Genomic DNA, 16,702 nt, shown 5'->3' with positions numbered 1-16,702 from the left:
CTACTTCACCATCACTTTCTGGGTCAGGTTGATTCCCTGGCCCTTGACTTTAACAAGGTACATGCCCTTTGCCGCATTCATCTTGAACTGGTGCGTGCCTGCAGAAAGTGTACCCTTGTGAAGCGTTACAACCTTGTGGCCCGTGACATCGAAGAGTTCCGCTGTCACGCCTTGTGTGCGGCCCATCGAAAGGCTAAGCATGTTACCACTTACTCGCAGAGCCTTGGCACCTGCAACTTGCGGGCGCATGCAAATTCCCGAAGGATCTCCGAAGACAATCTTGATTTCGGGAATCATCTCTTCGGTGTTTTCGAAGCCGCGACTGAATGCGTCGTACTTGTCTTCGTTAAAGTCCCAAAGAACCTGGTCGCCCGCTTTGAAGTTGTCGTAAAGGATGGTGCCGGTGTAGCCTGCGGCATAGTTTGCGACAACGACGCTCAAGGTCTTGTTGCGATCGGTAAAGCTAGAAATGTCGTAGGAGCAGGTTACGGATTCTCCAGCGGGCACGACGCATGCGCCATCGTCATCATTCACCGGGGTCCAGGTCCAAGCATCCGTCAGTTTGAAAATCAAGTGCAACTGGGCATCGCTTTCGCCCTTGTTGGTGGCCTCGAACGTGAACGTGCTGGCCTTGCTCAAATCCCAGGTTTTCTGGTATTCAATCTGGGCGTTGTCGCCACCGTAAGTGACCGACATCTTGCCATCGCCACTTTCTTGACTGATGGCGACATCCTTGATCTTGATGCTCGCTTCTTCCGTTGCAGCGAGCGCCTTCATGGCATCGAGAGCGGGGTCAATGGTATAGGAGTAACCGCCGAAGTTCGATTCGGTCTTGTCGCCAATATACTGCCAGGCAAGTGCGCCGGCATAACCGCCGTCAAAGGCCTTACGGTAGCATTCTTCGGTCGAAATCTGGGTCTTGGCCGCCATGCTTGTAGTATAAGTATCGCCCTTCCAGCCGCTTGCCGGGAATTCACCGATAATCATGGGCTTGGAATCGTAGCCATACTTGGTCGCCATCTGGGCTGCCGTATTCACGAACGGAGACACGGCATCGTTCTGGTAGTACGGATAGTAATGCGTCTGGAAAAAGTCGAGCGTACCATTCGCTTCGCCACCGGCGGCGATAAGTTCGGAATCGTTCCACCAGCTCTGATACTGGATATTCACGCTACCCGTAGAAACGAGCAGTTCCGGGTTTGTGGTGTGGATGGCAGCTGCAATCTTGTTCGTGAACTTCTGCAGTACGGCCTTGTCGAGTTTCTTGGTGGTCCAGCCCACGCTTGTCATGCCTTCGGGTTCGTTAAAGACTTCCCAGGTCATGAGCGCGTTGTGGTTACCGATAGCCTTCACGACCGGAACGAGTACATTCGTAATAAAGGCCGACGTACCTTCGTCTTCGAACAATTTTTCGTTTGCCGTGATATCGAGCTTTTCGCTGTAAAGGCCCCACTGGTTCGGTTCCATCAGGTTATGGCTGAAAAGGCACATGGAAACCATCACACCGTATTCTTCGGCAATGTCCAAAGCCTTCTTCATGTTGGCGATGGTGTTTTCCTTAGGACCAGAAACCAGATGCGTGCTCTGGTCGATGGTCGGGCTCTGGCTCATGTTGTTGAAAAGCCACCAGCGAATGGCGTTACCGCCTGCAGCGCGCGTGCCTTCGACAGCCTTGCGCCAGGCATTTTCGTTCAGCGGGGAATCACCCACATCGGAGTTGTAGTCACTCCAGGCGAGGTTCGTACCCGAGAAGAAAATCTTCTTGCCGTTGTACATAAGATCCGTGCCACTCACGGTAAGTCCCGGTGCAGCGAAAGCCTCTCCACCTAACAAAAGAGCTCCACTTAGAGCCACAAAACCAAATTTTTTCATAATACTCCTCAAACACCCTTTTTTCGGGCGCTCTTCCTAAAGATATACAAATAAGACCTTAAATGGATATTTTTAATTTCAAGGTGTTGACATTCATCACAAAGAATGTCCACACCTGCAAAAAAAATCCCTAGCGTATTATCCAGCCGCCACCAAGCACCATATCGCCATCGTAAAACACGGCGCACTGGCCAGGGGTGACTGCAAATTGGGACTGTTCAAAACTGGCGAGTGCGCAGCCGTCTTCCAAAATCTTGACCATGCAACGGGTCGGGCGCTGGCGATAACGCACCATGCCCTCGCATTCAAAAGTATCGCCAACGGCGTAGTCGCGGCCTGTTGCAGGGTTCACGCCGTGCCATTCGCAATTCTGAATACGCACATCGCTTGCCGAGACGGCCGACTTGTCGGCGGTCACCAGGATATCGCCCGTTTCTGGATTCACGCTTTGCACGAATGCGGGGACGCCCAGCGCAACGCCAAGTCCCTTGCGTTGCCCCACCGTGTAACGGTGGTAACCTTCGTGACGATTCCAAATCTTGCCGTCGGCGGTCACGAAGTTTCCCGGGCGTGTCATCGCACCGAAACGCTCCTGTAAAAAGTTCGTGTAATCGTCGCCGTAAATATCAAAGCAAATGTCCTGGCTATCGCTCGCACTTGCGTTTTCAAAGCCATGCTTCGCCGCCATCGCGCGAACCTCAGGCTTTTCCATATCGCCCAGCGGAGTCATCACTCGCGCCATGGCGGAATCGGGCACGCCGAACAAAAAGTAGCTCTGGTCTTTCGCGGCATCGCGACCTTTGAAAAGCCTGCGCACGCCACCGACCTCCTTCACATTCACGTAATGCCCAGTAGAAAGGAAGTCTGCGCCGTGCTCCAATGCAAAGTCAAGCATCCAGCCGAACTTGATATAGCGATTGCAATAGCAGCAAGGATTCGGCGTGCGGGCCCCGGCAAAATCATCGTGACAGCGTTTAAGCACCCGTTCCGTAAAGGCGTCATCGCACACCGCCACATAATGCTCTATGCCCAGCTTTTTCGCGACCGCCCGGGCCCTCAAAACGCTTTCATCTTTTTCGGGATCGTAAGGACTCGACAACGGCGGCAGCACACGCAGCGTCACGCCAAAAACATCGTAGCCCTGTTCAAGCAAAAGGAGTGCCGCCACCGAAGAATCGACGCCGCCACTCATTCCTACAGCAACTCTTGCCTTAGACATGGGCTTAGTCGAACCTCAACATCAGTGCAATTTCAAATTGCAGAATCTGACGCAAGTGCGGAGTTTCATCATCCAGCTTTTCATGAATCTGGCGATATTCAATGTAGCTGCTCATCGAGGCAATCTTGTTGAACTGGTAACCAGCGCTGGGGCGAATAAACCATTCATGAGTACGAGACGGCACCGTGCGATCTGTCAGAGAAAGTTTCGGGTTGTAGGCCACCGTATCCCTCACGTTGCCATACAAGCCGTCATCAAACGTCCACTGCTTGAACACGCCATCCGTTCCGCTTTCCTTGTTCCACTTGTTGTAACCTTCGTCAGGATCGTATTCCTTACGAATGGTCTTCTTGTAGTCGTAACCAGCAGTAAGCTTCAAGTCAATCGAATTCTTGAACTTGAAGAACCATTTGAAGAACTTCACGGCCTTATCGAGCTTGAGCGGGTAAGTAATGGTAAAGTCATCGCCAATGTTGAACATGAAGTCGTTATAGAGCGACGTGTGAATCCACGGCGTTTCCCAGAAGTAATCCGACGTATCCTTGCCCGTACCCGAAGAATCCGGCCAGGTGGTAATGCCGATCACTTCTTCCTTGGGGCGCCTATCCGTATCTTCGATCTTCATGCGCACGCTGTTTTCGATACGCATGCTGTTCTGCAGCAAGAAGGTAATGCGGATGAGCGGATTGAAGTTGATGCTCTGGGACCAGGAATCTTCAGCACTCTGGAACGGGTGAACCGTGGTGGTGTAAGCGTAGTCAAAGCGATGGTAGGTAGACACGCTACGGAAACGATTCAAGAACGAAATACGTTGGGCAAAGTTCGGCACCGTCACACCAACGCCAATCTTCGGCCACACCGTCGTGGTATCGATATACATCGGGTATTCTCTAGACTGCGAGAAGTCTTCCTTCCACTGCAAATCGCCTGTCACGCCGATATCCCAAATCGGGAGCGTAATGCCAGATCCGACCTGGAACTGACGGGACACGGAATGCCTAAAGTTACCCTGGTACACCAACGTATCGACATGGCGGTTTCTATACTGGGCAAAACGAGTGAAATCGTCGCGATGATCCAGTCCCATGTCGCCCGTGACAATGTTATAGAAGCCTCGGTTACGATAACCGTTACCCAAGCCAAGGCCATACAGATAATACTGCAGCGGAGTCACACCCTGGTCTTCGTACAACTGAGCCAAGGTAAAGTTTTCACCCACGGTGTTAGTGCTGGCGGTCCAATTAAAGCGGACTTCACGCCACTTGACCTTATCGAAGGCACTAGCCACCGGGTTTTCCTTGCCAAAGCTGCGGGCCAAATCCAGCACCTTCAAAGACGGCGAGAACTCGAAACGGTTGGTTTGAGAAATCGTCCAGTAGTTTTTCTCGATAGACGTTTCGTCCATAAAGTCGAAGTCATCGGGAATGGTCTTTTGCTGGTTAAAGTCAGAACTGAAGTTTGCGCTAAAGGGCAAGAACGGAATCAAGCGAGGGTTAAAGCCGATCTTGAACTGCTGAGAACGGGCACGTTCGTTGCGTAAAATACCGTAAGACTTACCATAAGACTTAGAGCCTACGCTATCCACCTTGTAGAACACCGTGGTATCGTAGCGAATCTCGTAGGAATTCGGGTTCTGCATGTCAATGGCAAAAGTATCACCGGATTCAGAAACCTTCGGAATCGTATCGTAGGGAACAGCCACAATACTGTCGCCCGAAACATAGACGCGGTGGTCCGTATGGTCGTAATCAAAGATGTAGTCGCTAGCAAACAGGCCGCCATCACGAGAGGTAAAGAAGTTCTTCTTCACAAAGGCTTCACGGTCGCCACCGCCGTACATATCACGCTTGATGTTCAAGGAATAGTTCGTCGTCAGGAACGAGAAGATATTCCAGCGCATATTCAGCTTGTGGTTCAATTCCGTCGTGTATGTCACGATCTTGTCGACCTGAGGCTCCACATAATCCGGATCGCGGTTCTGGTTCACGTAACGGATGTAGTTCAAGTCGAAAACGGTAAGGTCGAAGGTCTGCGGCCAGGGTTCAAATTCAGACTTCGAAATGGGCTTCAACCATTCGTACTTCGAAAGGCCATCAAGCGGTCTAAACTTGAAGTTGCTGAAGGTTCCCAATTTATATTCAATCACCGTGTGGTACGAATAAGAGGAGTCGGCAGACGTAGTTGCACGACCTTCAGACTCGTTATAAGAATAGCTCACTGCCGGACGATCCAAGAAGATCTGCGACATCACTTCGCCCAGCTTGGAATCGTGAGCGTGGTAATCCTTGCGGTAGCTAATGCCAAAGGACTTATCGCGAGTATAGGACTGGTAACCCTTCGATTCGGCATTATCGCGAAGATCCTGCTCTTCCCTATTGGAATTTACCGCAAGCTTGTTCTGGAACATGTCGCCCGTAAGGTCTACGAAGCTGCTCTTCTTGAGCATCATGTCGTCAGTAGGCTTCATGTAGGGGCGCTTGGTCGAGCTGTGGTAACCCAAAGAAAGCGGGATATGGAATCCGGAGCTGTCATTCAGGAACTTGTTCAGGTTCATGGTGAAGTCACCCGCCACATCGAGCTGGGAGGCAGCTGCAGAAGTCTTGGGCTTCGGCGAACCGTTAGAAGTCGAAAGCGTAGCGAAGTTTCCGTCCTGGTAGCGGATCGTACCGGAAAGCGAAATAAAGTCGGCAAAGTTCACCTGGCCGCCCGTACGAGCTGCATAGCCCCATTCGGTATCCATGTCCGAAAGACGCAGGTCATCGAGCCAGAAGGTACCGGAATCCAAGTCAGCTTCAGAAGCGCTGGAGTCAGCGATAATCACAAAGCGCATCCAGTCGACGCTGGTAATCGAAGGGTTACCCACCAAGCGAATCTTTTCATCACGGTCACCGCCAAGATCCTTGACGACTGCATTCAGGTAAGGCGGACGACGGCCACGCTTCAAATCCGTAAAGTCAGCAACATCCATGGCGAAGGCGTTGTCGAGCCAGTTGCGTTCATGGCAATCCGATTCGCGTTCACCGTTGCCCTTGTTGCAGGAGTAATTTACCGGGCGGAAGCTCCATTCGTAGTAATCGTTGGAGCCTTCAAGAGATCCTTCACCGAACTGAATGGCGAAGCGCACCGGAACATCGGTCACGCCGTCCTTCGCCTTATAATGGATTTCCATTTTCAGGGAGCGATAGTTCGAGAAGTCCTTCACATCGGTTTCAAAAATACGGGTAACGCCCACTTCCTGGCCCGGACTGATATTGTGGTAATCCAGCACCAATGCGGTTTCCTTAAGGGGCGCATTGGAATCCGAATCTCTTTCAGTGCGGGTATTGGGCGACTTGTGATACTTGTTTGCATCTTCGCGGTTGTTAATCGTTTTCACGCTAATGTAGCTGGTATCACGGGACATCACGTTCTCGGACACCTTCATTTCCACGCCGTTCACTTCAACGATTTGAGAATGTTCAGTAGAAGAAGTCTGGTAGAAATCCGCCACAGTCGTTTCTTCCCAAGCGTTACCGACCACGGCAAGGTTCACGATTTGCACCTTGGCTTCAGAAACGCCGTTGTTCAACTTACCGAGCCAAAGCCTACTGAACTGGGCTTCCGCAAGAATCGTCAGGTAGTCGCTACCCGTCGAAGAAACAATGGTGTCGTACTGGTTCAAGGGAATACGCCACTTGCGCCAGCCGTTTCTCAGTTCTTCGAAATTCACCTTGTTGGTGTCGGACAAATCAATGCGGTAACGGACAAAGCTGATGTCCTTATCTAGAGATCCGTTCCTGTTAATATCTTCGGTATCGTAGGTGCGTTCACCGGAGTTATTTTCGGTACCGTTCATCTGCTTAGGCGGATCGCTTTCGTCTTCCAGGTCATCGTCGTAGTTATCGCGAGAAATATCGTTCGTGGAAGCATCCACGTTCCCCATTCGGATACTATGTTCCGTGCCCTTACAAGGAGTCGTGCGGCAGTCCCACACCGTATCGAATTCGTCGGTTCCGCTCAAGCCGTCAAGACCCTTGTCATGCAAGGCGGTCGTCGTACCGATATCATTTTCGCCGTTGTATTCACCGTTCGGCGACCAACCGTTAATCGAAAGGTCTTCGCTCACCAAACCGAGATCGAGGTAAAGGGAACCCACGTTACCACGGGCCACCACCTCGATGTACTTCATGTCGCTCAAATCCTGGTAGTAGCTACTGTTCGGGCGCATGATACCGCCCCAGGAATTTCCGGCCAGGTTGTCATTTGCGCGGAGAGTCATCTTCAAAACGGTCAAGTGCTGGTTATCCACATCGGAGTTACCCACCGGCGTGTAGATATTCTTGTACAGTTCCGTATTGTTGCTGTGCCAAATGAATTCACCCTGGTGCTTATAGTCAAGCTTTTCAATAAAAGTAGAACGATCCGATTCAACACCGCCCGGAGGCGACGCCTGGTACCAGGAAAGACGAGAAAGAGGATAAGTCAAGCCAGACGTTGTCGCTTCAAAATCTTCCACAAAGGCAGACTGATCATCGCTCGTGTTCGCATTGTGGCGGCTAGCAGCAAATTCCGCTTCGTAACGCCAGCTCGACTGCGCCGTCGTGTTAATGCCCGGAATCAGGTTCACCAGTTCGGTGAGGGCGGGCACGGTATCCTGCAGGCGGAGGTTCATGCCCCACAGCACGCTGGAATAAGGTTCGTTACCCAGAGTCGGGGTCTTAGCCGTAGTGCTCTGGCTCTTGTACAAAGCGGTAATGCCGAACACAGAACCGGCGCCCATGCCATACAGATCAAGAGGCAGTTCCGCACGGGCACCCAACAAGAGTTTGTTGTCGATTTCGAACAGGGGTTCGCATTCGTAGCTCACCTTGATATCCTTGTTCGGGTCAAGGGCGCGTTCACTCAAAAGTTCAATCTGGCCCAGTTCGTAGTTCACTTCATAGTCGGTGCCGCGAATAAGGGTCGTAGAGCCAGCAGTCACCTTTTCAGTACCCGGCGAAATATCCATACAGGAACTACCACTCACAGAATAGCTCGAGCTCGGGTCACGTACGCTAATCGTAGAGCTGCGGCGCTTGCCCACCGATTCGAAGTAGAAACGGTTCGTGTAGCGAGAAAGGTTATAGACCGGCAGCGTATAAAGCTGAGCCATGGCAGCAGAAGAATCCAGGTTACGCAACGGTTCCAAGCAGTTCTGCTTGGCGAGTTCTTCGGCATTGCTCTTGTCCGAGTAAACCGCGTCCGAAGACTTTTTACAAGGGAGCCACATTTCGCCCGTGTAATTGCCGGTACCATCCTTCTTGAAGATGGTAGCGTCGTTCACCAGCGGAGTTCCCGTAGTGGTATCCACCAAGCCCAGTTTCTTGAGGAAGTCGCCCGAAATGCCAGACTTGTTCTTCATGCGCAACACGAAGCTCGAAGAACTGGCATCCGAAATACCGATGGAGTACACGTTACGCAACATCAACTTGTCGATATCAACGAGTTCCGAAAGGGTTGCATCCCATTGGATAAGCGTAATGGTATCGCCATCTTTCACCGAAGACTTACCACCGCGATCTTCAGCCCAGCTTGCGGCAAGCAAGGTGTTGCGGCTAATGCCATTCACCTTTATCACGCCCATCTTCTGGTCATAGCTAAAGTCGGTACCAGGAATTTCAGTCAAGCGTTCCACCAGCTTGGTGACCGTTTTTCCGTTGGGAGTCACATACTTGACATACACATTGTCAATCACGCCGGTCTTGGCATTGGTAGCGCCGCGCTTGTAAAGTTTCAAGCTCGTCGCATTATAGGTCGAAGCCTTTCTACCCGAGTTCGTCACTTCGCGGACATACTTATCCCTGGCGTCGTAATTCAAGAAGTAATAACGGTAAGCGACGAACTGTTTATCCAAAATCTGGAATTCCGAAACCGTTTCACTAGCCTTCAGGCTGTATTCTTCCTGATCGCCACCATCCTGCGAGGCAATGGTCGTAAGGCGCCAGTCGCCCAGTTTCCAGTCGGCCTTGATACCGAACAGGCCCTGGTGGTTCTCGGAGTAACCCGTGAGTTCCGTACCGGTCAAGGCAAGGTTTGTGGTACCGGCTTCGACGCGCTGCAGAATGTAATCTTCGAATTCGTCCTTGTAAGATTCTTCGTAAACCACGCGCACCTGGTTACGCGCGCCCAAGCCTTCTTCCACGTTGTTGATTTCAACCGTGATGTAAGGACCGATTTTGCCCTTCACCATGAAGTTCGGCGTGTAGTTCAGAGTCGGGCTGGGCCACAGGCTCGTATTGGTACTACCTTCGGCATCATCCTTTTCGCCGTAACCCTTCAAGCGGATATCCATGGTACCCTGGAGCATCAGCTTCGGCTTGTCCAAGCCAAAGTCGCGCATCCATGCAGGCATGGTCACCGGAATGGTAATGTCGAACACCGAACCGGTTTCGGGCGTTTCATAGCCGTCGTTGGCCTTACCCACCAAATCGTTCAGCCACAAGCTCTTCTGGCCAATGCTGTACATGTCAGACACATAATCCGCCAATTCGGGGTAATGCGCCGTCCACAAGGTGGTGGTATCGCGAGAAACGGAGTTCACACGCTTTTCGCTCACGTCCATCTCACGAGTCGAGACATCGATATCGTGACTAAAGACCTGCCCCTTGTTGGTACTCATGAGCGTCGGCGAAGCGCCAATGCCGCCAAAAGGCAAAAGCCCATTAAGCGGAGTTACCGAAGGAGGGAGAGAAATGTACTGGTAAGTGGGCTGCCACTCGGTCTCTGCCGGGTCGGGCTCAGCCGCTTCGGCCTCACTTGCAGACACAACCGAAACAGAATCGCTCTGGGACCAGGCGATTCCTACGGCAAGGGCGACAGTCGCCACCGGCCACAAGCGTTTTAGACCTTCAAAAAACACAATATTCTTCTATACAGGTGCCCCATAAAATACTGAATTTGCACACAGCAAAACCACCTACAATATGGGATTTTTCCCGCAATTTGTGCGAAATTAGCAATTTTTCGGTAATTTGTACGGCTTTTATGCCGTCATAACATGAAAATTTCCCTTTCTACTTAAGAAAGATGCCCTCGACAAAACAGCCGAGAGCACCTCAACATCAGAATGACTTCGCGCTAAGCGTTAGTCAACCTGAACAAAGCTAAAGGCCAAATAAATAGGCTTGCTCGGGACCTCATTTCTGTAGTTGACAATTCTAAACTGAACATCTCCAGACTGCTTAGGAACAAAGTCCAATACTTCAAAGTTATTGAACAGACTCTGAGACTGATATCCTCTAGTACCAACCGGCGTACCAAAGACAGCCAAATCAAAGTCATAGGCAAGTTGCTTGTTTGTTGTTATATAGTAAGCAGGTTCCATCCAAGCAATTGCAGCTCTATAGCGTTTTCCCTTTTGAACAGTTCTCGTCACAGTCGTATAGGCATCATTTCCATGATTATTCGAACCGAAAATTTGCTGTTCAGTTTTACCAGGCCACCCCTTTATATAAGCTTTATTCATAAGTTTATACGACGGAATCTGCGCTGTAAACTTGGCATCATCATAGTCAATATCTTCCGCATTCAGAGTTTGGATACCTTCTGCAGCAAGCATCACAGCCTTCACTTTTTCAGGGCTTTTTTGGAATTCGGCACGCTGAGACATCAGCACTGCAGCCATACCCGCCGTAAAGGGTGTCGAAGCACTCGTTCCACCAAAAAGAATTCCATCAGAGAGCTTAAAATTCGTAAAATTCAAAACTTCCGGCTTTGCATTGCCATCTCCATGGTGGTTAATGTCAGGATTGATATGGAAGGTATATTCCGTCATCAAATACCCATTATTGACACCATAAGCTTCCTTTGTAGGATAAACAGCACCAACAGTAATAGCATTAATACTTCTGCCCGGAGTCAAGATATAGTAATCAGGTTCACTCACCTTATTGCCAGCAGCTACAAAATGAGTAATACGATTAGAATAAGCATCTTGGTCCATGTCTGCATCATCAACCGTATAGAATCTATCGTATACGCGAGCATAATGCCATGAATGCGATCCAATCATAATATTTTTGGAACTAGGATTGGAAAGATACACATTGCTGTTAGCATCTTGCCCATACAATTTTGCAGAAGGTGCTGTAGAGTTCAACAGTTTGCCCACCTTGGCCGCATGCCCATTTCCTCTTCCAGAGCAATAGAGTTCTTGATAATACGACCCCAAGGTTCCACGATCAGCACAACCCGGCTCTGAGAAATACACACCAATATTTTGACCCTTATAGCCGGCATCAAAACCAGATGTTTTCAAGCCGTTTATTCCCCACATGACATCGGCAGTTGCAGCATAATGTCCATCAGTCAATCCAACAATTTCATCCTGAACAAAATTAGGCATCGATGAAACATAAACTTCATCCGAAGAATTATATTCCTGTTCAATTTCTGCCGCTGTAAGATTCTTTATGACAGGAGCAGAAATCTTTTTAGCAGCTCTGTCATATTTCTTCTGCCACTTATCCTTAGCAGCCTTATATTCAGACGCACTCATTTGCTTTCCGTTAAAGGAATAAACGAGCTGTTTTCTATTTTCATCATAATAGACTTCATCAGTGTAGCCATCTATGTCAACAAACGGATCTTTGCTAATACGACTAACAATAACTCGCATTTTTTCCGTATCAGCACTATTCGTCACATAAACGACAGAATCCTTTACGGATGCACTCTTGCTAGCGCCCTTACGGCCCAAAAGGTCAGATTTAACAACCTTTTGGCGTAAAACTTTTTTCGTTTTACGATTATTCACAAACTTACGAACTTCCGGATCCATACGATCAATCGTTTCAGAAGCCGCCAAAGATTGCGATTTCTTTGCAGGCATTTCATACTTTTCAAGCAATTGAGCTTGAGACGCAATGCTGCATGCCATTACAGCAGCAGCAATAATCTTCGTAGAGTTCATTTTCTCTCCATGAATGTTATTTATTTTCCGTTAATTTATTGACAATATTTTTAGTTTATCATCAATAAACCGGACAAAAGATAACAACAAAAGTTATGATTTTTACATAATATTTTTTATGTAAGAAAATCAACATCGCACTAGTAATTCATCTACATACAACATTATATACAACGTAAAACATTGTATTTTCGAACAAAAAACCTAAATATTCCAACCATCACAAAAAAAAGCCCCGCAGTAATTGCAGAGCTAAAAAAAATATGGTTGCAAGTTCATTTTTACGGAGAAGTGGAACTAGCGCTCATCGAAGACGACGGTTCAATTTTTGGATACGGAGTGGACCAATGCTCACTAACAAAAGAATGGATTTCTGTTGCCACAGAATCAATAAAAGCCTTATTTACTTCTACATCTAACGGATACACACAAGACAGCCAAAGTTGATTTGTTGCGCATACATCTCCTTCGCGATAATTGACAAATTCTCCATTGTGGCTAGAGCATACACTTTCAAATAGTTCATAGTCACTTTCACAAGTTTTTTGAGAATAGGAATTACTCCAAAGCCACGCCGCATAATTACGAGATTCATCAGACAGAGTCCGGTATGTCACCATATAACCTGCATTATAATCACTTCCTGAAAACTGTACTCCTAATTCATCATAGTACGCAGCAACAAATTCACTGACTCGATCTCCCCAATTTTCATACAAAACAGTTCTTTCCGTATTGAAACGGAATACAGTCTTTGAAGACGACGTTATATTACCGTTATCACCATTTATACTTTGAGGGTTTCTAGCGACAAAGGCCGTATCAATAGGAACAACCCCATAAGAAGCAGGAGTATTTCGCTCAACAAACGAAGAAGACAAAACTCCTTCGTTTTCTGTTGAACTAGAAGATGTTTCAGTCAAAGCCGCATTACCTTCTGCATTAGCCGAATTGCCGGAAGAATCAGAAGAGCATGCCAGCCACATCAAAGGCATGCAAAAAAGTAAAACAATTATTTTTTTCATATTCCTTCTCCTTATATTTATCAATATACTTTCATTACGTTTTTTTTGCAAGTAAAAAAAAGCCCGCCAATGACAATCATCAATGGCGGACAATTCCTAGATATAGAATCTATTACAGCGGTATATTTGCGTGCTTCTTCCAGTGACGCTTCTGTTCCTTGGTCTTCAAGGCGTCAAAAGCGGCAATCAGGCGCTTACGAACATCGGCCGGGTGAATCACTTCGTCGACCACGCCCATGGAGGCGGCAACGTAGGGGTTCATCAGTTCTTCTTCGTACTTGGCGATGCACTGGGCGCGAGCGGCCACCGGATCCGGAGCTGCAGCGATTTCCTTCTTGTTGATAATTTCCACGGCACCTTCGGCACCCATCACGGCCACCTGGGCAATCGGGAGGGCGAACACGTAGTCGGCACCCACGTCCTTGCTGTTCATGGCGATGTAGGCGCCACCGAAAGCCTTGCGCAGAATGAGCGTCACCTTCGGCACGGTCGCTTCGGCAAAGGCGTAAAGGAGCTTTGCACCGTGGCGGATGATGCCCGAGTATTCCTGCTTGGAACCCGGCATGTAACCCGGAACGTCAGCGAGGGCGAGCAGCGGAATGTTGAACGCGTCGCAGAAGCGAACAAAGCGGCCAGCCTTGTCGGAACCGTCCACGTCCAAGGAACCGGCGAGCACCTTCGGCTGGTTAGCCACGATACCGATGGCTTCACCGTTCAGGCGAGCAAAGCCAATCACCACGTTCTTGCCCCAGTCGCTCTGCACTTCAAAGAAGCTGTCGGCATCGGCAAAGGCGGCAATCACGGACTTCACGTCGTAAGCCTGCTTGTAGTTATCCGGAACGATGTCCTGGATAGAGGCGCTGTTGTCGAAGGAAGCGGCAACTTCGGTCGATTCGGACTTGGAGAACAGCTTCTTGAAGAAGCCTTCGTCGTTCTTGGCAGCTTCGGCAATCTTGCAGTTGCATTCGGCAGATTCCTTGCGGTTGCTCTGCGGCAAGTAGCTGAGGAGCTTGCGGACACCTTCGAGGCACTTCTTGTCGTCTTCGTACATGAAGTGAGCCACACCGGACTTGGAGGTATGCACCGGAGCGCCACCGAGTTCAGCGGCGGTGATGTTTTCGCCCATCACCTGCTTCACGACTGCCGGGCCGGTGAGGAACATCTGGCTCGTGTTCTGAGTCATGAAAATGAAGTCGCTGAGAGCCGGAGAATAGCAGGCGCCACCAGCGCAGGGGCCCATGATCACGGCAATCTGCGGAATCACGCCAGAAGCCCAAACGTTACGGGCCATGATGGCGCTATAGCCAGCGAGCGAGAACACGCCTTCGTCGATACGGGCTCCACCGCTATCGTTCATGGCGACAAACGGAGCACCGGCTTCGACAGCCATATCCATCACGCGGCAAATCTTTTCAGCGTGGCACTGGCCCAAGGAGCCGCCACCCACCGTAAAGTCCTGGGAGGATGCAAACACCAGACGGCCATTCACCTTGCCGTAACCGGTCACGACGCCGTCACCCAAGACGACCTTGCTTTCCTTGAGCACGCGGTTGCTCGACTTGCGAAGCGCACCGACTTCTACAAACGTACCTTCGTCGAACAGCATTTCCATGCGTTCGCGGGCAGTGCACTTTCCGGACTGGTGCTGCTTATCGACACGAGCAGCCCCACCTGCTGCCTGGGCCTGGGCCAGGTAGCTATCCAACTTGGCGATATACTTTTCGTTCCACATTTTGTAAAGAACTCCTGTACTTGTAAGATTTTCGTAGCCAAAATTAGAAAAAGCCGTTGAGCTAGTCAACGACTTTTGTATATTTTTGTTTAAATAAGTAAGATGCAAGTAGTTTGTAGGAAGCCAGCGGATTAATTACGGAAGAACGTCTATCTTATCGTCACAACCACCGTAAGGTCCAATAGTCATGATGTTAAACGTTCCTTTTGAACCGTTCTTTCCTTGAATTTTGAAGTTCAGCGCAGCTAAACGGGTGGCAGCATCTTCACCCGAAATATAAATACGCCCCCAGCTCGCCTGTCTAAATTGAGCCCAAGTGAACTCCTCTTTTCTAACAACCGAGGATTTCGGAAGCGTTACGTACGGAACATTATAACCAATCTCCCTATCCCCATCATCGCCGAGGCTCATTTCAATCGTTGCCGACATATCTGAGGTATAGACAACGCAAACGCCACCCATAGCCGTTGCATCTACAGTGGCTATATTACCATTCTCATCTTCACCAGCCAAGTAGAAGCCCACCCCCACAAACGGATAGTAATCCAGCGTCCCCTGGTCCAGCGTGAAAGTTCCACACAAACCGCCGCAAGCATCAACAACCGGATCAAAGGCATTAGCAGAGAATCCGTTGCCTAACGGAACAGGCCAGGTAATCGTTGACAAGCCACCATCCATTTCGTCAGTGTAGGCATACCAGTCGCCAGAAGTCTCCATTCCCGCATCATACCCCGTATTGATTCGAGCAACGCCTTTCGCTCCGTTCCAGGTTTCAAAATTGCTAGGAACCAAACTGCTGCTGGATTTTGGCACATCACCGCTGCTAGATTCCGGAATCACGCTGCTACTAGACCCAACCACACTCGACGAAGATTCAGGAGCTGGGGCCGGGGACTCATAGGAACAAGTCGGATCATAGGGAGCCACCCCAATGATATTGAATTTGCCTTTTTGACCGCTCTTATCCTGAATCTTGAATTTTAACGAAGCTAGCTTCCTAGCGCCTTCTTCGCCAGAAATTATTTTGCCAGTTCCCCAACCCGCCTGCCTAAATTCGCTCCAGGGGATTTCTATAGTTTTCATCGCCGTCGCTTTCGGGAGCGTCGTATAAGGAACATCATATTTAAGTTCCTTTTCTACATCATCGGTAAAGCCCATTTCGACATTCATCGAAAGATCCGATGTGTAAGCGACCACAATGCCACCCATTTTAGAGGCATCCACCGGCTGGACCTCATTATCAATCATCCCGGCAAGATTGAATCCCACGCCCACATACGGGTTATAATCCAAAGTACCCTTATCAAGAGCAAATGATACACAAAGTCCACCACACGTCTGAAGAACATCCTCCACGGATTCTTCAGGAATCTCGATAATGGACATGCCCCCATCAATATCGTCTTTATAGAAGAACCAATAGCCCGATGTTTCGGAACCATTGTCAAGTTCGGTCAGGACTCTTTCTTTTCCGTCAATACCGTTCCAAGTCTGGAAACAACCCGATGCGGATTTAGCCAAAATTACCGTAGGCAAAGTAGCCGGAACAATCATGGTGTCTTCTACCGCAGTATCAGTTGCCACGGGGTCCGTCATCACGGGATCTTTCACATCCGAATCCGGAACAACCGGAGGCGTTTCTGCTGGATCGTTATTCTCGGCACTTTTTTCCACAGAATCCTTTACCGCCGGAGCAACGTTCGAAGAGTCCCTGACTGCAGAATCGTCCACAGCCTCCGTCGCTGAATCCTGCGGAGTTTCGGATATTACTTTTTGAGTGGTCGAATCATCATTCGCTCCGAAATCACACCCCACTAAAGCCATAGACATGGCCATAAGTGGAACTGCCGCTACCGAAAACTTTCTCGTGATAGACACTTTTAATCCTCCAACAACTTTACTCCATCATAAATATATATGATAAG

At 49.4% G+C, this 16,702-nt stretch carries 7 protein-coding genes; all 7 read right to left on the bottom strand.

The window, feature by feature from the left end:
• Positions 1-1,872, bottom strand: a complete 1,872-nt coding sequence (locus BUA40_RS09520) for a T9SS type A sorting domain-containing protein (RefSeq protein ID WP_072800410.1) — start codon at positions 1,870-1,872, stop codon at positions 1-3.
• Between the two features lie 130 nt (positions 1,873-2,002).
• On the bottom strand, positions 2,003-3,091 hold the full coding sequence (gene mnmA, locus BUA40_RS09515; RefSeq protein ID WP_072800409.1) for a tRNA 2-thiouridine(34) synthase MnmA: 1,089 nt from the start codon (positions 3,089-3,091) through the stop codon (positions 2,003-2,005).
• A gap of 4 nt (positions 3,092-3,095) precedes the next feature.
• On the bottom strand, positions 3,096-9,968 hold the full coding sequence (sprA, locus tag BUA40_RS09510) for a T9SS outer membrane translocon Sov/SprA (protein WP_255369271.1): 6,873 nt from the start codon (positions 9,966-9,968) through the stop codon (positions 3,096-3,098).
• A gap of 225 nt (positions 9,969-10,193) precedes the next feature.
• Positions 10,194-12,020, bottom strand: coding sequence for a S8 family serine peptidase (locus tag BUA40_RS09505; protein WP_072800408.1), 1,827 nt, complete (start codon positions 12,018-12,020; stop codon positions 10,194-10,196).
• Positions 12,021-12,301: 281 nt separating this feature from the next.
• Positions 12,302-13,045, bottom strand: a complete 744-nt coding sequence (locus tag BUA40_RS14400; RefSeq protein ID WP_143149760.1) for a hypothetical protein — start codon at positions 13,043-13,045, stop codon at positions 12,302-12,304.
• 112 nt (positions 13,046-13,157) lie between these two features.
• On the bottom strand, positions 13,158-14,777 hold the full coding sequence (locus BUA40_RS09495; RefSeq protein WP_072800406.1) for an acyl-CoA carboxylase subunit beta: 1,620 nt from the start codon (positions 14,775-14,777) through the stop codon (positions 13,158-13,160).
• Between the two features lie 135 nt (positions 14,778-14,912).
• Positions 14,913-16,655: a hypothetical protein gene (locus BUA40_RS09490; protein ID WP_143149759.1), complete on the bottom strand. Its 1,743-nt coding sequence runs from the start codon at positions 16,653-16,655 to the stop codon at positions 14,913-14,915.
• Positions 16,656-16,702: the final 47 nt, after the last annotated feature.

Source organism: Fibrobacter sp. UWT2, assembly GCF_900142545.1.
Classification (GTDB): domain Bacteria; phylum Fibrobacterota; class Fibrobacteria; order Fibrobacterales; family Fibrobacteraceae; genus Fibrobacter.
This window is presented reverse-complemented; position numbering and strand designations above follow the sequence as displayed.